Annotated in this window: 19 protein-coding genes; 3 read left to right on the top strand and 16 right to left on the bottom strand. The window is 44.8% G+C overall.

Features of this window, described 5'->3' with window-relative positions; all coding sequences use genetic code 11:
- Positions 1-93: 93 nt before the first annotated feature.
- The 4 genes from murB to moaC form a co-directional block, all read right to left on the bottom strand.
- Entirely contained in the window at positions 94-1032 is a 939-nt protein-coding gene (gene murB, locus EO124_RS03395) for a UDP-N-acetylmuramate dehydrogenase (RefSeq protein WP_127058332.1), read from the bottom strand.
- A complete protein-coding gene (locus tag EO124_RS03400; RefSeq protein ID WP_127058333.1) occupies positions 1013-1366 on the bottom strand; it encodes a YlbF/YmcA family competence regulator in 354 nt (117 codons plus the stop codon). Before EO124_RS03400 ends, murB begins: the two co-directional genes overlap by 20 nt.
- 3 nt (positions 1367-1369) lie before the next feature.
- Complete coding sequence (gene trmL / locus EO124_RS03405; RefSeq protein WP_127058334.1) at positions 1370-1861, bottom strand: tRNA (uridine(34)/cytosine(34)/5-carboxymethylaminomethyluridine(34)-2'-O)-methyltransferase TrmL; 492 nt, start codon at positions 1859-1861, stop codon at positions 1370-1372.
- Positions 1862-1998: 137 nt separating this feature from the next.
- On the bottom strand, positions 1999-2487 hold the full coding sequence (gene moaC / locus EO124_RS03410) for a cyclic pyranopterin monophosphate synthase MoaC (RefSeq protein ID WP_127058335.1): 489 nt from the start codon (positions 2485-2487) through the stop codon (positions 1999-2001).
- A gap of 204 nt (positions 2488-2691) precedes the next feature.
- Here moaC and EO124_RS03415 point away from each other — a divergent pair, with 204 nt between their 5' ends.
- Complete coding sequence (locus EO124_RS03415; RefSeq protein ID WP_127058336.1) at positions 2692-3363, top strand: metal-dependent hydrolase; 672 nt, start codon at positions 2692-2694, stop codon at positions 3361-3363.
- Between the two features lie 397 nt (positions 3364-3760).
- Here the strand turns inward: EO124_RS03415 and EO124_RS03420 are convergent, their stop codons facing one another.
- The 12 genes from EO124_RS03420 to EO124_RS03475 form a co-directional block, all read right to left on the bottom strand.
- On the bottom strand, positions 3761-4123 hold the full coding sequence (locus tag EO124_RS03420; RefSeq protein WP_127058337.1) for a helix-turn-helix domain-containing protein: 363 nt from the start codon (positions 4121-4123) through the stop codon (positions 3761-3763).
- Positions 4124-4249: 126 nt separating this feature from the next.
- On the bottom strand, positions 4250-5521 hold the full coding sequence (gene purD, locus EO124_RS03425; protein WP_127058338.1) for a phosphoribosylamine--glycine ligase: 1272 nt from the start codon (positions 5519-5521) through the stop codon (positions 4250-4252).
- A 12-nt stretch (positions 5522-5533) separates the two neighbouring features.
- Complete coding sequence (gene purH, locus EO124_RS03430) at positions 5534-7063, bottom strand: bifunctional phosphoribosylaminoimidazolecarboxamide formyltransferase/IMP cyclohydrolase (RefSeq protein WP_127058339.1); 1530 nt, start codon at positions 7061-7063, stop codon at positions 5534-5536.
- Between the two features lie 69 nt (positions 7064-7132).
- Positions 7133-7750, bottom strand: a complete 618-nt coding sequence (purN, locus tag EO124_RS03435; protein ID WP_127058340.1) for a phosphoribosylglycinamide formyltransferase — start codon at positions 7748-7750, stop codon at positions 7133-7135.
- Positions 7734-8798: a phosphoribosylformylglycinamidine cyclo-ligase gene (gene purM, locus EO124_RS03440; RefSeq protein ID WP_127058341.1), complete on the bottom strand. Its 1065-nt coding sequence runs from the start codon at positions 8796-8798 to the stop codon at positions 7734-7736. Before purM ends, purN begins: the two co-directional genes overlap by 17 nt.
- A complete protein-coding gene (purF, locus tag EO124_RS03445) occupies positions 8785-10209 on the bottom strand; it encodes an amidophosphoribosyltransferase (RefSeq protein ID WP_127058342.1) in 1425 nt (474 codons plus the stop codon). Before purF ends, purM begins: the two co-directional genes overlap by 14 nt.
- A gap of 12 nt (positions 10210-10221) precedes the next feature.
- Complete coding sequence (gene purC, locus EO124_RS03450) at positions 10222-10926, bottom strand: phosphoribosylaminoimidazolesuccinocarboxamide synthase (protein ID WP_127058343.1); 705 nt, start codon at positions 10924-10926, stop codon at positions 10222-10224.
- Between the two features lie 110 nt (positions 10927-11036).
- Positions 11037-11528 carry a 5-(carboxyamino)imidazole ribonucleotide mutase gene (purE, locus tag EO124_RS03455; RefSeq protein ID WP_127058344.1) on the bottom strand — a complete coding sequence of 164 codons (492 nt, stop codon included), beginning with the start codon at positions 11526-11528 and terminating at the stop codon, positions 11037-11039.
- Positions 11529-11740: 212 nt separating this feature from the next.
- A complete protein-coding gene (locus EO124_RS03460; RefSeq protein ID WP_127058345.1) occupies positions 11741-12226 on the bottom strand; it encodes a hypothetical protein in 486 nt (161 codons plus the stop codon).
- A gap of 10 nt (positions 12227-12236) precedes the next feature.
- Entirely contained in the window at positions 12237-12704 is a 468-nt protein-coding gene (locus tag EO124_RS03465; protein ID WP_127058346.1) for a YbjN domain-containing protein, read from the bottom strand.
- A gap of 26 nt (positions 12705-12730) precedes the next feature.
- Positions 12731-13306, bottom strand: coding sequence for a xanthine phosphoribosyltransferase (locus tag EO124_RS03470; RefSeq protein WP_127058347.1), 576 nt, complete (start codon positions 13304-13306; stop codon positions 12731-12733).
- A 42-nt stretch (positions 13307-13348) separates the two neighbouring features.
- Positions 13349-14230 (bottom strand): LysR family transcriptional regulator, encoded by an 882-nt coding sequence (locus tag EO124_RS03475; RefSeq protein WP_127058348.1) that lies wholly within the window; start codon positions 14228-14230, stop codon positions 13349-13351.
- A gap of 371 nt (positions 14231-14601) precedes the next feature.
- Here EO124_RS03475 and EO124_RS03480 point away from each other — a divergent pair, with 371 nt between their 5' ends.
- Complete coding sequence (locus tag EO124_RS03480; protein ID WP_127058349.1) at positions 14602-18339, top strand: phosphoribosylformylglycinamidine synthase; 3738 nt, start codon at positions 14602-14604, stop codon at positions 18337-18339.
- Between the two features lie 275 nt (positions 18340-18614).
- Positions 18615-19853 (top strand): FprA family A-type flavoprotein, encoded by a 1239-nt coding sequence (locus EO124_RS03485; RefSeq protein ID WP_127058350.1) that lies wholly within the window; start codon positions 18615-18617, stop codon positions 19851-19853.
- Positions 19854-19925 lie beyond the last annotated feature (72 nt).

The following is a 19925-nucleotide window of genomic DNA, read 5'->3' on the forward strand; positions in this document are numbered from 1 at the left end:
CCTAAATGTAGGTTTCTTCCCATTCGAGCCAAACCTTATATAAAAATTTGTTGCGAAGGCACAAATTAAATACTGCTTATTATGTGCTTGTTTTTAATTGTGTGCTTCTTCACCGATAATGCGAACTTCGGTTTCTAAATTTACACCATGCGCTTCCGCTACGCGAGCCTGCACGCTATGGATTAAATTTAACACATCTTTAGCCGATGCCTGCCCTTTATTAATGACAAAACCGGCGTGTTTCTGCGATACTTCAGCATCACCTACGGCAAGGCCTTTAAGGCCGGTCTGCTCAATTAAGGTGCCTGCAAAATAGCCCGGTGGCCTTTTAAAAGTGGATCCGGCACTGGCATATTCCAGTGGCTGCTTACTTTCACGGCGCTGCGTTAAATCTTCCATGAGCGCCAAGATTTCATCCTTATCGCCTTCTTTTAAGCGAATATCCACTTCGCCGATAATTTCATGGCTTTCATGGAAACGGCTATGACGATAGGCAAATGCCAATTCATCCGCATTGTATTCCGCCACATGGCCGGCCATATCAACGGCACGAACCTTGGTTACCACCTGACACATTTCACCGCCATAGGCACCGGCATTCATAAATACGGCACCGCCTAAAGTACCCGGGATGCCAATGGCAAATTCCATGCCCGTAAGACCGGCTGCGTAAGCGAATTCCGATGCATCTTTTAACATATACCCCGCACTGACAGTCATTACTCCGTCAATGGCGGCCATGGTTTCACGCATATCGCTAAGCGACAATACGACGCCGCGAATACCGCCGTCGAGGACCAAAACATTGGATCCGCTGCCCAAAACGGTAAGCGGTACGTCCGCTTTATGAATCGCCGCCAAGACCTGACTCAATTGGCCCATGGTTTGAGGCGTCACAAAAATATCGGCCGGCCCGCCGATTTTAAACGTCGTGTGCGCCGCCAAAGGCTCATGACAACGGAGTGAACCGGACGATACAATTTGCTGTAAATCAGTATAAAGAGCTTGTAAATTACTGTTTAGCTTTTTCAAGAATTTTCATTCCTTCTGTAATAGGTTCACTGATAATACGATAAATGTCGTTGGAAACTTGAGTCCAACGTACATGCGCCTGCAAGTAAGCCTGCGCGCCGGAGTTAGCCTGAATCATAGGCATTAATTCTTCCAATTTTTTACCGATTTCTTCCGCTTCAGGTGCTTCTGCCATTTTAGCGTACTCCCATTGCATCTGTTGCATCAAGAATTGTTCAATTAAACCTTTAGCAGTGCTGTCACCTTCAACAGCTTCCTGCGCCGTCATCAACGCTTTATATTCTTCACTCTCACGCATTGCTTTTTGTAATTCGTAGGCCTTATCGTAATTCATTTTTTAAATTCCACCTTTCATTGTTAAATGACCAAAGTTTTTTAAATCCGGAAAATTCAACTGGCGCATCGCTTCATAGGCGATAATCGCCACCGAATTGGATAAATTCAAGGATCGGGCTTCCGCTATCATGGGGATGCGAATTGTGTGGTCATAATTCGCCGCCAACAAGTCTTCCGGTAACCCTTTCGTTTCCTTACCGAACACGAGCATATCACCAATCTGATACTCTACTTCGGCATAGGTATGTTTCGCTTTAGTCGTTGCATAGAAATAACGACGGTCGGGATATTTATCATATACTTCTTGTAAGTTTTCATGAACCTGTACATCCACCAGATCCCAGTAATCGAGGCCGGCTCGTTTCAAGTATTTATCTTCCAACTTAAAACCCAACGGTTTTACCAAATGTAAGGTCATGTGATTGGCCGCGCAAAGGCGGGCAATATTTCCTGTATTACCGGGAATTTCCGGTTCTACCAATACAATTTCCATAATACACTCTTTTCTGTCATTGAATCTATTTAGTCTAACATCTTATTTTACCTAATTATGGAGTATGGTTCAAGTCTTTATTGAGGATAGGGTGCTTTATGTTTGAAAACACCACTTAGTATATTTCATTCTAAAATTTACTTAGCCGGCCGATTATTATTAACAAAATGACCGCTCTTGCCACCCGCTTTTTCCACTAAATAAACCGGTCCCATAACCATGCTCTTATCGATGGCTTTACACATATCGTATACCGTAAGGAGCCCCACTTGTACAGCGGTTAACGCTTCCATTTCAACCCCGGTTTGACCTGATGTCTTAACAGTCGCTTCAATACGCACGGCCCGGCGCTTTTCATCAAGCTCACAAATAACAGCCACCTTGCTGAGCATCAAAGGGTGACACAAAGGAATTAAATCCGATGTTTTCTTGGCGCCCATAATCGCCGCCAGTTGAGCCACCGCCAAAACATCGCCTTTTTTCATAGTCCCCGCCTTAATGCGTTCATAAATCTCCGCATTAACCGATATATAGCCTTCAGCCACAGCAGTCCGCGAAGTAACGGCCTTCTCACTGACGTCCACCATGCGGGCGTTACCGGCTTCATCAAAATGTGTTAATTCCATAGTTTATCCCCTACTCATTCAATCTACGGCAATGATGGAATATACATCACGCACCGCCATTAAATCGTAAATATTATACAGCACTAACGTTTCTGCTGATTAACGTTGTTTGAAATATGTAAAATTTATGTAATTCAATCTATTTCTATGGTATCATTAATTATAACAGTAGTCTAATATTTAAATCACAAGGAGGCGTCTTTTATGGAAGTCAAATTAACGTATTACGGTCATTCTACCTTTATGTTATCCAACGGCGAAACATCTATCGTATTTGATCCGTTCTTCAACGGCAATACTTGGGAAAAAGCCAAACCGGAAGATATTAAATGCCAATATATTTTTATCAGCCATGGTCACGGCGACCATTACGGCGATGCGGACCTTATCGGCAAAGCCAATGATGCCCTCGTAATATCTACCGCCGAAGTGGCTCACAAAGCCGAAGAGGCCGGTCTTAAAGCTCACGCCATGCATTTGGGCGGCAAACACGACTTTGAATTCGGTTCCATCCGCCTTACCCCTGCCTTCCACGGTGCCGGTATTCCGGGCGGTCATGCAGCAGGCGTTATCGTTACTTTCTACGGTAAAACACTTTACTTTGCCGGCGATACTGCTTTCTTCAGCGATATGCAGTACTTAAATCGCTTTGGTCAATTGGATTACGCATTATTACCAATTGGTGATAATTTTACCATGGGACCGGAAGATGCACTACTCGCAGCGTCCCTCATCAAAGCAGACGTAACCATTCCGATTCACTACAAAACCTGGCCGGTTATCGACGAAGATCCGGATGCCTTTGTAGCGGAACTAAAAGCTAAGCACAATCAAAAAGGCCTCGTAGTTGAACCCGGTTCGACGATTACACTGTAAAACAGCCCGACATAAATCAGTCGCTAATTAAACATCATGGCAGCACCTATTATTTCATCGTAATAGGTGCTGCCATTTTTATTTTACAATCACTTTTTTCAATATAATTTCACCACGTGCCAAAACGCCGATTTTTTATATCAAACATATCTATAAATCAAAAATATCAATCTACAGACCATGGACTATAGTCTCTCAAAAGCCGAAAAGGAGCTGATCTCAACGTAGAACATTGAGACCGAACTCCTTTTTAGTGCTTCGTCTATTTTAATGCATACATACCATTACTCACAACTAAAAATCAATTCGATGTATTCATTACTGTATTATGAATAGGCTAAATATAGCTACAACTACTATAGTCATTCATATCAATTCGATTACCTTATGGGGCACCTTATTTCTCGACTTTATCGACTACCGGGTCGTATTTTTCAAAAAAAGCGGCCAACTGCTTGCGCAGTTGTTGACGCTGTGACGGCTTCAAGGCGTATCGTTTGCCATTAAAAGCTACTTCCTTGTTTTTAATAACAGCCCATAAGTCGTAAACCGAAGGTGCACTAGGCTTAACCTCAGCCAATTCATCTAAGGATACACCATAATATACGGCTAATTGCTTCAAAGTTTCTAAATCAGGCTCGCGATAACCGGTTTCATAGTTGGAAAGGGCTGCATTGCTAATCCCTACACTATGTGCTACTTCCAACTGGCTTTTGCCGGTCCTCGTCCGAACTCGTTTAAGATTTTTGTATAACGCCATACTATCACGCTCCGCTTCATTGGCCTATCATATACTACTCAAAATAGACAAATTCTGTTATTATTATACACCTATTTTTCAATAGGCGTAAATAAGTTGATTTAAAACTTCACAAATTGATGAATTTTATCTCAAATGAGCAAATGCTTTTTGACCAATGTCTTTGCGATACTGACGCCCTTCAAAGCCTACTTTGGCTACTCTTTCGTACGCTACATCCAGAGCCGCCTGCAAATCGGCACCAAGACCTACAATACCGAGTACACGACCACCGGCAGTCACAAAATGTCCATCTTTATAAGCGGTTCCCGAATGGAATATTAAGGTATTATCAGTAAAGTTCAAGTCGCCGTCAATTACATCATCTTTATGGGATGTTTCCGGATAACCGGCAGAGGCCAAAATAACGCAAGCTGCGCTACCTTTTTTCCATGCCACTATATCTTCGGTTAAAGTCCCTTTAGCACAAGCCATCATAATCTCGCCTAAATCGCCGTCCAATAAAGGCAAGACAACCTGTGTTTCCGGATCGCCGAAACGGGCATTAAATTCTACTACTTTAGGTCCTTGCGGGGTAATCATAAGGCCTGCATATAAGCAACCTACATAGGGCATGCCTTCTTGTTTCATCGCTACCACCATAGGTACCAACACCTTATCGTACGCTTCTTTAAGCAATGCGTCCGTCATTACCGGAGCCGGTGCATAGGTCCCCATGCCACCCGTATTCGGGCCTTTGTCACCGTCAAAAATACGTTTATGATCTTGCGAAGCAATCATCGGCACGACCGTTGTGCCATCTACAAAAGCCAATAAAGACGCTTCTTCGCCGCTCATAAATTCTTCAATAACTACCGTATGACCGGCATCGCCGAAGCGATTAGCGGAAAGCATGTCCACTACGGCAGCTTTCGCTTCCTCTACTGTCATAGCTACAACAACACCTTTACCGGCAGCGAGGCCGTCCGCTTTAATAACGATAGGCGCACCGGTTTCATCGATGAAGGCTTCTGCTTTCGCTACATCATCAAAGACACCGTAAGCTGCTGTAGGAATGTTGTATTTTTTCATCAAGTCTTTGGCAAATACCTTGGACCCTTCCAATTGAGCCGCTGCTTTTGAAGGGCCGAATACGGCAATGCCCGCTTCACGCACCGCATCGGCAAGGCCCGCTACGAGCGGTGCTTCCGGTCCGATTGCCACCAAGTCGATATTTTCTTTTGTCAAAAACTCAGTTACGGCACCAAAATCCTGCCAATCAATAGCTACGCACTCTGCCACATCTTCCATGGCTTTGCTGCCCGGAATGGCATATACTTTTTCAACCGAATCACTTTGAGCCAATTTCCACGCTAAGGTATGCTCACGACCGCCACCACCAATTACACAAACTTTCATAAAGCCTCCTCATTAATGTTTAAAATGACGAACATGAGTGAATACCATGGCAATGCCCGCTTCATCGGCTTTAGCAATGGATTCTTCATCACGAATCGATCCACCCGGTTGGATAATGGCTGTGATGCCGTGTTCTGCTGCCGTCGCTACGGTATCGCCGAATGGGAAGAATGCATCCGATGCGAGGACTGCGCCCTTCGCTTTATCGCCCGCTTCTTCGAGGGCAATTTTAGCGGCGCCCACACGGTTCATCTGACCGGCGCCAACGCCTAAGGTCTGCTTATCTTTAGCAATTAAAATAGCATTGGATTTTACATGTTTTACCATCTTCCAGGCAAAGCGAAGTTCTTCCCACTGCACTTCGGTCGGTTGAACTTTCGTTACTACGGTGTAAGATGCTTCATCTTCTTTCAAATCATCTTCTGTCTGTACCAATAAACCGCCGGATACTTTTTTCACTACTACTTGGTCGGCTTTCGGCTGAGCCAATTCAACGAGACGAATATTTTTCTTCGCCGTCAAAATGCTGAGGGCTTTCGCCGAGAATTTAGGCGCCATAATAACTTCCAAGAAGAGTTTGCTCATTTCCGTAGCCGTTGCTTCATCCACTTCGCGATTTAAGGCTACGATGCCGCCGAAAGCCGATACGGAATCAGCTTCGTATGCTTTGACGTAAGCTTCGTGCAAATCCTTACCGATGGCAGCGCCGCAAGGATTAGTGTGTTTAATGATACAAGCAGCCGGTTCTTCAAATTCCCAAACCATATTCCAAGCCGCTTCCATATCGACGATATTATTGTAGGATAACTCTTTGCCGTGAAGCTGTTTCATGGCCCCCATACCGGATGCTTCGCCGATTTCTTTATAAAAAGCCGCTTTTTGATGCGGGTTTTCACCATAGCGAAGGTCGGTAACTTTTTCATACGCCTGTAAATATTCAGGCGGGAACGGCGTCTGACCGAGCTGTTCGCTGAAATAGTTGGCAATGGCCGTATCGTAAGCCGCTGTATGCGCAAACGCTTCTTTAGCCAAGGCAAAGCGGAAATCACGCCCCAAGTCGCCGTCAGCTTTTAAACGGGTAATAACTTCGTCATAACGTTCCGGATTTACTACGATGCCTACGAAGGCATTATTTTTAGCAGCGGAACGAACCATGGTAGGACCGCCGATATCAATGTTTTCAATAGCTTCTTCAAGAGCCACATTCGGTTTGGCAATGGTTTCACGGAACGGGTATAAGTTAACAACTACCAAATCAATCGGTTGAATACCATGTTCTTCCATAGCTTTTACATGTTCTTCATTGTCGCGAACCGCCAAAATACCGCCATGCACCATAGGATGCAACGTTTTCACACGGCCATCCATCATTTCTGGGAATTTAGTCAATTCATCCACTTGATGTACCGTAACGCCGGCATCAGCGATAGCGCGGAAAGTACCGCCTGTGGAATAAATGGTAACACCTAATTCCGCCAAGGATTTGGCAAAATCTACAATGCCGGTTTTATCGGATACACTGATGAGTGCATTTTTAATCATACAAGACCTCCTACAACTGACCAAGCCAACAAAATTGCCCCAAATGGGCACAAAAGGACCGCCCAAAGGCTAGTCCTCGATGTGTACAATATGATTCTTAATCGATAATTTGTCCTCACAGAAGAGGGCCAGTGCTTTTTTATACGTTTTATGTTCTTCCGGTAAAATGCGGGCCGCCAAGGTATCTTCCGTATCATCTGCATAGACAGGCACCACGGCTTGCATAATAATGGGACCGGAATCCATTCCCGTATCTACAAAATGAACGGTACAGCCGCTCACTTTCACCCCTGCCGCTACGGCCTGTCCCTGCGCATGAAGGCCCGGGAACGACGGCAATAAAGCCGGATGAATGTTTAAAATTTTGTACTCGTACGGTTTAATGAACGTTGGTCCTAAAAGACGCATATAACCGGCCAACACGATGGCTTCCGGCTCATATGGTGCAATAGCGTCAAGCATGGCTTTTTCAAAAGACTCTTTAGAATCAAAGCCTTTGCGTTCTACTACGACGGTGGGTACACCCCATTCTTTGGCGCGCGCCAACACCGGCGCATCGGCGTGGTCGCTAAGTACGACCACAACCGCTGCGTTGATTTCACCTTGCTTAATCGCTTCATATAAAGCGGCAGCATTGGATCCGCGACCACTGGCAAATACGGCAATTCGCTTAGCCAATGAATTCACGACCTTCCATAATTACACGTTCCGCACCGGCTTCTTCAATGCGACCGATTTCATAAACAGCTTCGTTTTGTTTAGCAAGCTGTGCTTTTACAGCCGCTAAATTTTCAGGATCAACAACTAAAATCATACCGATACCCATGTTAAAAGTACGGTACATTTCTTTAATATCTACATTGCCCCATTCCTGCAATTTGGCAAATACAGGGAGTTTAGGCCATGCATCTGCATTTACACGAGCCGTTGTGCCTTCCGGCAAGATGCGCGGAATATTATCGTAGAAACCGCCACCTGTAACGTGAACCATGCCTTTTAAGAGACCTTTGCGAATGGATGGCAATACGGCTTTCGGATATAAACGAGTCGGCGTTAAAAGTTCTTCGCCCAAGGTTTTACCGAATTCAGGAATTTCATCCTGCAAGGACATATTTTTATGATCGAATACAATCTTACGGACTAAGGAGAAACCGTTGGAATGTACACCGCTGGAAGGTAATCCTAAGAGTACGTCACCGGCTTTAATGTTTTCACCGGTCAAAAGACGCGGTTTATCCACGATCCCCACGGCAAAACCGGCCACATCATAGTCACCGTCGCCATAGAAACCGGCCATTTCAGCCGTTTCGCCGCCGAGCAAAGCACAACCGGATTCTTCACAAGCTTCCGCAACGCCGCGCACGATAGTCGCCACTTGTTCAGGAATTAATTTGCCCACCGCAATGTAATCCAAGAAAAAGAGCGGTGTAGCCCCTTGTACCAAAATATCATTGACACTCATGGCAACACAGTCCTGGCCGATGGTATCATGTTTGTCCATCATGATGGCAAGGCGTAATTTAGTCCCTACGCCGTCAGTACCGGATACGAGCATAGGCTCTTTCATATCAAAACCGGCCAACGAGAATAAACCGCCAAAACCGCCGATATCACCGACAACGCCCGGTGTATACGTACGTCTTACCGCCGCTTTCATAAGTTCGACCGCTTTATTGCCGGCATCAATATCAACACCGGCATCGCGGTAGGTAATTCCACCTTTATTCGAGCACATATTTGCCTCCCTCATCTTCGTCCATAGGAACACTTACTGCATAATCACCGTCGAAGCAGGCAAAGCACAGTTCCGCTTCCGGAACACCGCTGACTGCACGGCACAAGCCTTCACGGCTTAAATAGTGGAGTTTATCCGCTTTAATATAATCTCTGATTTCTTCAATCGTATGTGTCGCTGCAATCAACTCTTTACGGACCGACGTATCGATACCATAATGGCAAGGATATTCAATAGCCGGCGAGCTGACGCACATGTATACTTCTTTAGCGCCCGCTTCTTTGAGCATGCGCACAATGATACCGCTGGTAGTACCGCGTACAATGGAGTCGTCAATGAGAACGATACGTTTACCCTTAACCACATCGGCTACCGCATTGAGTTTCATGCGCACCGCCAATTCACGTTGTGCCTGGTCAGGTTTAATAAAGGTTCGACCCATATAACGGTTTTTGATAAGACCTTCGCCGAACGGAATCCCCGATTCACGAGCATAGCCTAAAGCGGCCGTCGTACCGGAGTCCGGAATGGACATGACAAGATCTGCATCATATTTTGTTTCACGAGCAAGTTCACGGCCCATGTTAAGGCGGGCCTGATACACACTCTGGCCGTCAATTTCACTGTCGGAACGAGCAAAATAAATATATTCAAACACACAAAGTGCTTTATTAATTTCTTTTTCCGATTCTACAAACAAGCGACTGCGCACACCGTTATCATCGATGATAACCATTTCACCCGGCTCGATGTGACGGATAAATTCCGCTTTAATCGCATCCAAGGCACAGGTTTCGGATGAAAGCACATAGCCGTGTTCGGTTTTACCGAGACAAAGCGGGCGGAAACCGTTGGCATCACGGACGCCGATTAATTTGTCGTTCGTGCTGATAACGAGGGAAAAGGCCCCTTCAATGCGACGCACCGCTTCAATAATACGGTCTTCCGTATTGGCTGCTTTAGAGCGGGCAATCAAGTTTACGATAACTTCCGAATCCATCGTAGTCTGGAAAATAGATCCGTTATCTTCCAACTCACGGCGAAGAGCCAACGCATTGGTAAGGTTGCCGTTATGCGCTACGGCCATGTCACCGCCCTGATAATGAATCACTAAAGGCTGAATATTTTTAGGATTATTAGAGCCCGTCGTAGAATAACGAACGTGACCGGAAGAAATGAAGCCGCCTTCTACATCCGGTAACGTTTTAATCGCTTCCGTCAACAAGCCCATGCCCTTGGTTACTTCAATATCTTTGCCATTACTGATGGCGATACCGGCACTTTCCTGGCCGCGATGTTGGAGCGCAAATAAGCCCCAGTAGGTAAAATTACCTATATTCAAATGACGGTCGTAAATACCGAATACGCCACACTCTTCATGCCACTTGTCAAATACAGAGTCGTAATGCATTGCTCTCTCCTATTAAGCGCGTTCGCCGGTAAGGCGGAATAACATTTCTTTGTAAGCATCTTCTACATTGCCGAGGTCGCGACGGAAACGGTCTTTGTCGAGTTTTTCGTTAGTTTCGCTATCCCAGAAACGGCAAGTATCAGGGGAAATTTCGTCGCCTAACAATACTTCACCGTTATGAACGCCGAATTCCAATTTAAAGTCAACCAAGGTTACTTTTTTGTCAGCTAAGAATTTTTTAAGAACTTCGTTAACTTTCATAGCATATTTACGGATTAAAGCAATCTGTTCTTCCGTAGCCCAATCCAAAGCAAGGATTTGGTCTTCGTTAACGAATGGATCGCCTAAATCATCATTTTTGTAGCAGAATTCCAAGATAGGGCGTTTGCAAGGCGTACCTTCTTCGATGCCGAGGCGTTTGGACAAAGAGCCGGCTACGATGTTACGAACAATAACTTCCAATGGTAAAATCTGTAATTTCTTAACTAATTGGTCGCGATCGTTAAGACGTTTAACAAAATGGTTAGGAACGCCTTCTTTAGTCAACAATTCAAAGAAGAAAGCGGAAATTTTGTTGTTCAAAACACCTTTGTCATGAATAGTGCCTTTTTTCTCACCGTTAAAAGCGGTAGCATCATCTTTGTAATGTACTAAATATTCGTTAGCGTTTTCAGTTTCAAATACTTGTTTAGCTTTACCTTCATATAACATTTTCATAATGTGGCCTCCTGTGGTCTCAGACTTCTTGTAAAAAATTCCTGCAATGTAAATCGTATACAATCAACGGTTAAACTACGGTTAACCATATACAGTAAAATTCAAGTGTATTATTTATTTAATTCCGCTTGTAGTTTTTCGTTTTTGGCAATAACAGCTTTTGCCATGTCGTCACGATATGTCTTGTATTGTTCTTTCAATTTAGCGTTTTGTGCGGCACCGATTTGAACGGCAAATAAAGCCGCATTTTTAGCGCCGTCTACGGCCATAGTGGCTACCGGCATGCCCGATGGCATCTGAACGATGGCCAATAAAGCATCAATGCCTTTTAATGCAGTCGCATTAAGCGGTACGCCGATTACCGGCAATACGGTGAAACTGGCGATTACACCCGGTAAGTGAGCGGCAGCGCCGGCGCCTGCGATAAACGCAATAGCCCCTTCTGCTTCCAAACGTGTTACAAATTTCTTAACTTCTTCCGGCGTACGATGAGCGGATGCAATAACCATTTCATAGTCAATGCCGAATTCCTTTAATACGTCGGCGGCTTTTTTCATAACTCCCAAATCAGAGTCACTACCCATTACGATGCCAACTTTCATGTGTATACCTCCTAGCTGTAGAATAAAAACTACCCTGCGGTCAGAATTAGACTTTCTATCTAAATTCTAACAAAAGCCCTCTTATTAGTCAACATAATATCCGAATATATAAAGATTATTTTTTCTTAACGTTCGATACTATCCGAACATTAATATCGATATTTTTATAAAAAAAGATGTTCCCTTATTTGCATAAGAGAACACCTTGATTATTAATGTTCATGGGCATGTTGCGCAAAAGGATCCGGTAATTGTTCGATCCCCATGGCTTCTTTCAAAGCCGGCACAGCCTTAGGCATATATTGAACGATTTGATTCATTAACACATATAAGAGCTCAGGCTCAAACGCCGTATTGGAACTGATATAAATGCAGTCTAAATACACACTGTTATCATCTTGTTCAACATAATATTTGAAGTTTTTGTAGATGCTGTTTTCACGATTAATAAAATCGGTAATAGCCTGATAATTCTCGGAAGTCACTACATTGGCGCTAACTACAACGCGAATAACGCTATAAATCGTCGCATCGAGCAACACAAAGATAGGCATATCGCCCATATCAGTTTGCATATAGGAACGATATACAACTGTATCTTCTTCATCTTCAATATTACGTTTGTCGAAGCAGGTAATATCTTCTGAAATCAAAAACTTTTCAAAAACTGCACTTTTCTCATTCTTAGCGTTTGCCACAATGCACCTCTTAGTTTACTTTTTCGGCAGGATCGGTTTCGGTTCCCAAAACTTTACCTAAAATAGTAGGATAGAATTCTTCCAAATGCGGTTCCAATACTTCAGCCAAAAGACGCACCAACAATTCAGGATTGAAGTTATTTTCAGCAGACGGAACGCTGATATCCATATAAATCACATGGTCTTCGGCACCTAAATAATATTTGAAAATTTTGAACTGACCGTTTAATTCGTTTAAGTATCTGCCAACCGCCTGACGACGATCTTCAGGTACCGCACCGGTAGTCACGATTAAGCGCATCAAATTGAACACCGTATCATCGAGCACCACAAACAACGGCAATTGTTGTGCGGCTACATCGAAGTGACCGCGATATACTACAGAATTGGCATCATCTTGATGTTCTTCTTTAACAAACCAACCGGTTATGTTTTGTTCCGCCAAAAACTGATCGAATTTTTCCGCTTTACTGTTCATAACTTACACCCCTTAACTAATAAATATTATTCTTCAATAAATACGCAACGATCGTTTTCAAACGCCTTAATGCGTACTAAAGACTGTACATCGTAGCCTGCCCGCTCTAAGCGTTCACGGCCCGGTTGGAAGGATTTCTCAATAACAATAGCAATCCCCTCTACCGTATCCCCGGCGCTTTCCACTAACTTGCAAAGCCCCATAGCTGCTTCACCGCTGGCCAAAAAGTCGTCGACAATCAACACTTTTTCACCTTCCGGCAAGAAGCGTTTGGAGATAGTTACATCATAATTTTCCTCTTTAGTATAGGAATATACAACAGAATGATACACGTCATCTGTCATAAGAATCGATTTTTTCTTACGCGCAAATACCAATGGCACATCCATTTCAATCGCCACCGGCAAGGCTACGGCAATCCCGGAAGCTTCGATGGTCACAATACGTTGAATGCCCTTATCTTTGAAGCGCGCCGCAATTTCCTTACCCATAGCGACAAACAATTTTGGATCGATTTGATGATTCAAAAAGCTGTCAACTTTTAGGACGCGATTGTTCAGAACAATGCCTTCCTCCATAATGCGTTGTTTTAATAATTCCATGCGAAAGTCTCCTTAATTATTCTTCTTGATTATTCTACAATATCACTTCTTAAGCAGAAGGTCAATAAATTTGGCGGCTCCTTGGGATATCGGCAACAAACGAGAACGAACCAAAGCAATCTTGCGCGGCGGTACTACGATGTCCGTTTTAATTTCCACCACACGACCTTCTTTGATTTTCTGTTTTACCAAAATATCCGGTACGAGCGATATGCCCATGTTAATTTCTACTAAATCCATCAGCACGTCGAGGCTGCCGAGCTCGAAGGATGGTTTTTTGAATGCTTTATTAGTTAGTTTGTCAAAAAACACACGGCTGGCGGCGCCCTGCGTCAACAGTAATAAGGGCTCCTGTAAGAGACGATTCACATCAACTGTGCCCATACCTTTATAAAACGGGCCGCCTACGAAGATGTCCTGCATCGTTTGCAGCTCAATAACTTCCAGTTGTGGATTAGATTCCAAGCCTTCATACGTGTTGACAATAGCGAGCTGTACTTCACGGTTTTCCACCATAGTCACGCAATCAGGGGATGGACGGTTCGTAATCTGAAGCCCTGTCTCCTGTTCCTGTTCCTGCCATTTCTTAAAATACGGCAACAAGAAGTGACGACACAATGTATCGGTAGCAGCGAGTTTAACGCTTTCCTGTTCATGAGTCAACCGATCCTGTAATTGAGTCACGCCATTATCAAGAATGGAAAATGCTTTCGCCACTGTGTCAAACAATTCCTTACCTTCCGGCGTAAACGAAACCGATTTGGTCGTACGTTCGAACAGCACCATATTGAGCTCTTTTTCCAATTGTTTAATACTTTGGCTGATGGCCGATTGCGATACACCTATCTCTTTCGCTGCTTTTGAAAAAGACAGGTGTAAGCCCACCCCTAAAAAAGTACGATATAAATCAGTAGAAATACTCATTGTAATCTTCTCTCCTTTACAGCAACAACTATCACTCAAACCCCAACTTATTGTTCAAACTGCTTAGTCTCTTACAATTAATACCTTATTAATAAGTCTTAACTATTATTATAATACCATAACCACGTAACGTGTAATAGTAATTTCAAAACTATATAACAGTATTTTTAACATACTTGTTAATCGCTTATCTATTAATAAGTCAATGTAATTATAAGAAAGAAATTATTAATTCCTCCTAATCAAATTTTTCTTTACTAATAAGTCTAAACCGTATATACTAGAATTGTCAATATAGGTATATTATATCTATTATTAAACAACTGCACAATAGCCAGTACACCAATGACAATGTTAAGAGGAGGCTTATTATGTCAATTCATCGCATTTTCGTCCGCAAACGCGAAGGCTTTGCTCACGAAGCTACTTCCATGTATCAAACTATTCGTACGGAACTGAATATTCCTGTCAAAGCTGTCACTATTTACGAACGCTATGACATTGAAGGCGTATCTGACGAAGATTTAGCCAATGCCAAACAGCTTATTTTCTCCGAACCACCGGTTGATGAGCTTTTTGACACCCTCCCACAAACCGAAAATACACATATTATTGCCACCGAATACGTGCCGGGGCAATATGACCAAAGAGCTGATTCGGCCGAACAGTGTCTTGCCATGTTAACCCTCAAATCGGGTGCCACCGTGCGCACGGCTCGCGTGTTTGCCTTGGAAGGCGATCTCAGCGCCGATGATTTGGCACGTATAAAACATTATTATATTAATCCCGTCGATTCCCGCGAAGCATCGCTCGAACTTCCAACATCGTTAGCCCTCGATGTGCAGCCGCCGAAGCCGGTTGAAAGTCTTGAAAACTTTATCACCGCCGATGAAACGGCTTTAAAAGCACTTCGTCAAGATTTGGGCCTTGCCATGAGCGATGCCGACTTAGCGCTCATCCAAGATTACTTCGCCAATACGGAAAAACGCAATCCCACCATTACGGAAATTCGCGTGCTCGATACCTACTGGTCCGACCACTGCCGTCACACAACCTTTATGACGGAACTTACAGATATCACCATCGATGATACACCGGCAACAGCACCGATTCGTGCCGCTTTGGATGAATACATGGCCGGCCGCGGTGTTCTCTATACGAGCCGTAAAAAAGCCCGCACCTTGATGGATATGGCCACCTTAGCCGTTAAAGAGTTGCGTGCGCAAGGCGGTCTCAAAGAAATCGACGAATCCGAAGAAATCAACGCCTGCACCATCGTTGTGCCCGTTGATGTGAACGGTAAAACCGAAGAATGGCTCTTATTATTCAAAAACGAAACGCACAATCACCCGACGGAAATCGAACCTTACGGCGGTGCCGCCACTTGTCTCGGCGGTTGTATCCGCGACCCGTTGAGCGGTCGTGCCTATGTATATCAGGCTATGCGCGTTACCGGTTCCGGCAATCCGCTCACCCCGCTTGATGAAACCTTAGAAGGTAAATTACCGCAGGTACAGATTACGACCGGTGCCGCTCGCGGTTACAGCTCTTACGGTAACCAAATCGGTCTTGCCACCGGCGAAGTTCGTGAATACTATCATCCGGGCTATGTAGCTAAACGCATGGAAATCGGCGCCGTTATCGGGGCTGCCCCTCGCACTAACGTACGTCGTGAAGAACCGGTACCGGGCGACATCGTTGTCCTGCTCGGCGGTCAAACCGGCCGTGACGGCTGCGGCGGTGCTACGGGTTCCTCCAAAGAACATGATTTATCTTCCCTCGCCTCCTGCGGTGCAGAAGTACAAAAAGGTAATCCCCTTACAGAACGCAAAATCCAGCGTTTATTCCGTCGTCCGGAAGTTACCACGTTAATCAAGCGTTGTAACGACTTCGGTGCGGGCGGCGTATCCGTAGCCATCGGCGAATTAACGGACGGTCTTTTAATCAACCTTGATACCGTGCCTAAGAAATATGAAGGCCTCGATGGTACGGAACTTGCCATTTCCGAATCGCAGGAACGTATGGCTTGCGTCATTGCAAAAAAAGACTGGGACGCTTTCCAGAAATACTGCGACGAAGAAAATCTCGAAGCTACCATCGTAGCGGATGTAACCGACAGCAACCGCCTCACTATGACTTGGCAGGGCGTGAACATTGTCGACATCTCCCGCGATTTCTTAAATACTAACGGTGCTGAACAGCATCAAAAAGCCCATGTAGCTTCCCCGGTTGCCGGCTATTACAACACACCGGCCGTAACGGACCTTAAAGCGCATTGGCTCGACACCATGAAAGATTTAGCCGTAACGTCGCAGCAGGGTCTGGGCGAACGTTTCGACAGCACCATCGGTGCCGGTACTGTTCTCATGCCGTTTAGTGGTCTCTATCAGAAAACACCGGTACAAGGTATGGCTGCTAAATTGCCGGTACTTCATGCGGAAACAACCACGGCCAGCCTCATGACCCACGGCTTTGATCCATTCTTATCCGAATGGAGTCCGTTCCACGGTGCGCAGCAGGCTATTCTGTTGGCCGTTGCCAAAATCGTAGCCCTCGGCGGTGACCGCTCTACAGCGTACTTAACCTTACAAGAATATTTCGAACGTTTAAATCAGGATGAAACGGCTTGGGGCAAACCGGTAGCCGCTTTACTCGGTGCTTATAAAGCACAAAAAGAATTGGGCATCGGTGCCATCGGTGGTAAAGATTCCATGTCCGGTACTTTTATGGACTTAACCGTACCGCCTACCCTCGTAGCCTTTGCCGTAACAACGGCTCATGTGGATAATATTTTGACACCGCACTTCAAAGAAGCGGGTCACAAAGTATTACATGTGGACTTCCCACGCAAAGCCGACGATACCCCTGACTTTGATGTATTTAAAGCTCAAGCCGACCGCATCACCAAAGAAGCGCGTGACGGCAAAGTGGCAGCTGCTTATGTAGTAGAAGCAGGCGGTATTGCTGCAGCCATCACTAAAATGGCTCTTGGCGACCGCATCGGCGTAGAACTTAACGATGACGTAAAAGACATGTTATTCGCGCCGCACAGCGGTTCCTGGATTATCGAAACCGACGAAACTACAGCTGCTGCCTGGGCTAAGGAAGAATATGTAACAGTGCTCGGTACGCTTACCAAGGAACCGGCCATCAAAGTGGCCGGCACCGAACTTGCCTTAGCGGACCTTGAAGCAGCTTATGAAAGCACGTTGGCACCAATCTTCCCATTGACGGCAAAATCCGGTCAAGGCGAAGCGGTCGCATACATTCACGATCAAAAAGCGAAACCGCGTCAGGCGCCTGCCATTGCCAAACCGCGTGTTGTTATTCCGGTGTTCCCTGGCACGAACTGCGAATACGATTCAGCCCTTGCCTTTGAACGGGCCGGTGGTGAAGCGGACATCGTTATTATCCGCAACCGCACCGTAGCGGAATTGGAAGAATCCATTCAGGAAATGAAACGCAAATTGGACGAAGCTCAAATCGTCTTCTTCCCGGGCGGTTTCAGTGCCGGTGACGAACCGGACGGTTCCGGTAAGTTCATGGCTACCTTGTTCCGCAATCCGTATTTAAGCGAATCCTTACATAACTTATTAAACAACCGTGACGGCTTAGCCCTCGGTATCTGTAACGGCTTCCAAGCGTTGATTAAGTTAGGCCTCTTGCCATACGGTGAAATCGCCCCTATGACGGCAGACAGCCCTACCTTGACGTACAACACCATTGGCCGTCACATTTCCGGTATGGTTCGCACCAAAGTAATTTCCACGAAATCACCTTGGATGAGCCTCACTAAAGCCGGCGAAATCTACACGATTCCGATTTCTCACGGCGAAGGTCGCTTCATTGCTTCCCCGGCTCAAGTGGTTGAATTTAACCGCAAAGGCCAGATTGCTACCCAGTATGTAGATTTGGACGGCATTGCTTCTTACGACGCTCGTTACAATCCGAACCAATCCGTTGCCGCCATCGAAGGTCTCTTCAGTCCTGACGGCCGTGTCTTCGGCAAAATGGGCCACATCGAACGTACGGGCCACGGCATTTCCAAAAACGTACCGGGCAAACAGGGTATGCCTGTATTCGCTTCCGGCGTAGCGTACTTCAAATAATGCTCATATTTACGACTGATGTAGCTGATTGATCTAGTTAGCCGGTTTAACTGACCGGTTTAACCGGCTAATTTATTAGTTTTACAAATCAGCTGTTTCACATCACCTATTATTTCAAAAAATGCATACAAAAAGAAAAAAACGGCATGACAAATGTCGTTTTTTTCTTCAGTATAAGTTGCATATCTACCTGATTCCTTGTATCATAAAAGATGGTGAATAAGTTTAGAGACATAACCAGCTCTTGTTATTCTTAAGTGAAAGGATGTAAGCACATGCAATGCGCACAGAAATTAACAGATAATATCTATTGGATAGGCAGCAACGACTGGGATACGGAACGCTTTGAAAATTTGTTTCCCATTCCGTTGGGCGTAAGCTATAACTCATATTTTATCGATGATGAAAAAACTTGTATCGTAGACTCCGTTGATGACAGCATTCGTCAGGAATTTTTTGACAATGTGGAATTTTTATTACGTGGTCGCGAGCTCGATTATGTAGTTGTTAACCATATGGAACCGGATCACTGCTCCACCTTGGTTGAGCTCATTGAACGTTATCCGAATGTTAAACTCGTAGGTAACCGCACTACATTCCGCTTGTTTGAACAATTCTACGGCCGTCCACACCCTGAAAACTATTATGAAGTTAAAGAAGGCGACAGCATTTGCTTAGGTAAACACACCTTACATTCCTATACCATGCCGATGGTTCACTGGCCTGAAGTAACTTGTACGTTTGAATCCAGCAACGGCATCCTCTTCTCCGCCGATGCGTTCGGTACCTTCGGTACCATCAACGGCAACATCTTCGCCGATCAGCTCGACTTTGAACGCGTGTATGAAGATGAAGCACGTCGTTACTACACCAATATCGTTGGTAAATACGGTGTTCAGGTACAAAACGCGATTAAAAAAGTTCTTCCTTTAGGCATCAAAATGATTGCTCCGCTTCACGGTCCAATCTGGCGTACACCGGAAAGCATTAAGTACATGGTTGAAAAATACATGCACTGGAGCACTTACTCCGCCGAAAAGAAAGGCGTAGTTATCGCTTTCGGATCCATGTACGGCAACACTGCCGAAATGGCACAGCAATTAGCGCGCTTGTTATCCTTCCGCGGCATTACGGATATTAAAATCTACGACGTATCAAAGACCAATCCGTCTTATATCATTGCGGATGCTTGGAAATATAGCCATCTTGTTTGTATGGCCCCTACTTATAACTTAGCCTTATATCTTACCATGGAAAACCTTTTATATGAATTGAAAGCGCTCAACTTCCATAACCATAAGGTGTCCATTGTAGGCAACCATTCTTGGGCTTCCGCCGCTATGAAACGCATGGTGGAATACTTCACCAATGAAATTAAGGACATGGAAATTGTAGGTACCCCACTCGATATTCGCGGTGCTTTACATCAAAACCAATTAAAATTATTTGCAAAATTGGCGGATGATATCGTAGCTTCCATCAACGAAACAGAAATCAAAACGTTCAGCTTATAATAAACATATAATTCAATAAGCCTTAGCGCTTATAACAAAAGGACAGGTTCACGACGAACCTGTCCTTTTTAG

Source organism: Veillonella ratti, assembly GCF_003992115.1.
GTDB lineage: Bacteria > Bacillota > Negativicutes > Veillonellales > Veillonellaceae > Veillonella_A > Veillonella_A ratti.

Coding starts and splice junctions, on each gene's coding strand:
- EO124_RS03400 (WP_127058333.1), bottom strand. CDS start 1,366: ATGAATTACGATAAGGCCTACGAATTACAAAAAGCAATGCGTGAGAGT.
- trmL (WP_127058334.1), bottom strand. CDS start 1,861: ATGGAAATTGTATTGGTAGAACCGGAAATTCCCGGTAATACAGGAAAT.
- moaC (WP_127058335.1), bottom strand. CDS start 2,487: ATGGAATTAACACATTTTGATGAAGCCGGTAACGCCCGCATGGTGGAC.
- EO124_RS03415 (WP_127058336.1), top strand. CDS start 2,692: ATGGAAGTCAAATTAACGTATTACGGTCATTCTACCTTTATGTTATCC.
- EO124_RS03420 (WP_127058337.1), bottom strand. CDS start 4,123: ATGGCGTTATACAAAAATCTTAAACGAGTTCGGACGAGGACCGGCAAA.
- purD (WP_127058338.1), bottom strand. CDS start 5,521: ATGAAAGTTTGTGTAATTGGTGGTGGCGGTCGTGAGCATACCTTAGCG.
- purH (WP_127058339.1), bottom strand. CDS start 7,063: ATGATTAAAAATGCACTCATCAGTGTATCCGATAAAACCGGCATTGTA.
- purM (WP_127058341.1), bottom strand. CDS start 8,798: ATGTGCTCGAATAAAGGTGGAATTACCTACCGCGATGCCGGTGTTGAT.
- purF (WP_127058342.1), bottom strand. CDS start 10,209: ATGCATTACGACTCTGTATTTGACAAGTGGCATGAAGAGTGTGGCGTA.
- purC (WP_127058343.1), bottom strand. CDS start 10,926: ATGAAAATGTTATATGAAGGTAAAGCTAAACAAGTATTTGAAACTGAA.
- purE (WP_127058344.1), bottom strand. CDS start 11,528: ATGAAAGTTGGCATCGTAATGGGTAGTGACTCTGATTTGGGAGTTATG.
- EO124_RS03465 (WP_127058346.1), bottom strand. CDS start 12,704: ATGAACAGTAAAGCGGAAAAATTCGATCAGTTTTTGGCGGAACAAAAC.
- EO124_RS03470 (WP_127058347.1), bottom strand. CDS start 13,306: ATGGAATTATTAAAACAACGCATTATGGAGGAAGGCATTGTTCTGAAC.
- EO124_RS03475 (WP_127058348.1), bottom strand. CDS start 14,230: ATGAGTATTTCTACTGATTTATATCGTACTTTTTTAGGGGTGGGCTTA.
- EO124_RS03480 (WP_127058349.1), top strand. CDS start 14,602: ATGTCAATTCATCGCATTTTCGTCCGCAAACGCGAAGGCTTTGCTCAC.
- EO124_RS03485 (WP_127058350.1), top strand. CDS start 18,615: ATGCAATGCGCACAGAAATTAACAGATAATATCTATTGGATAGGCAGC.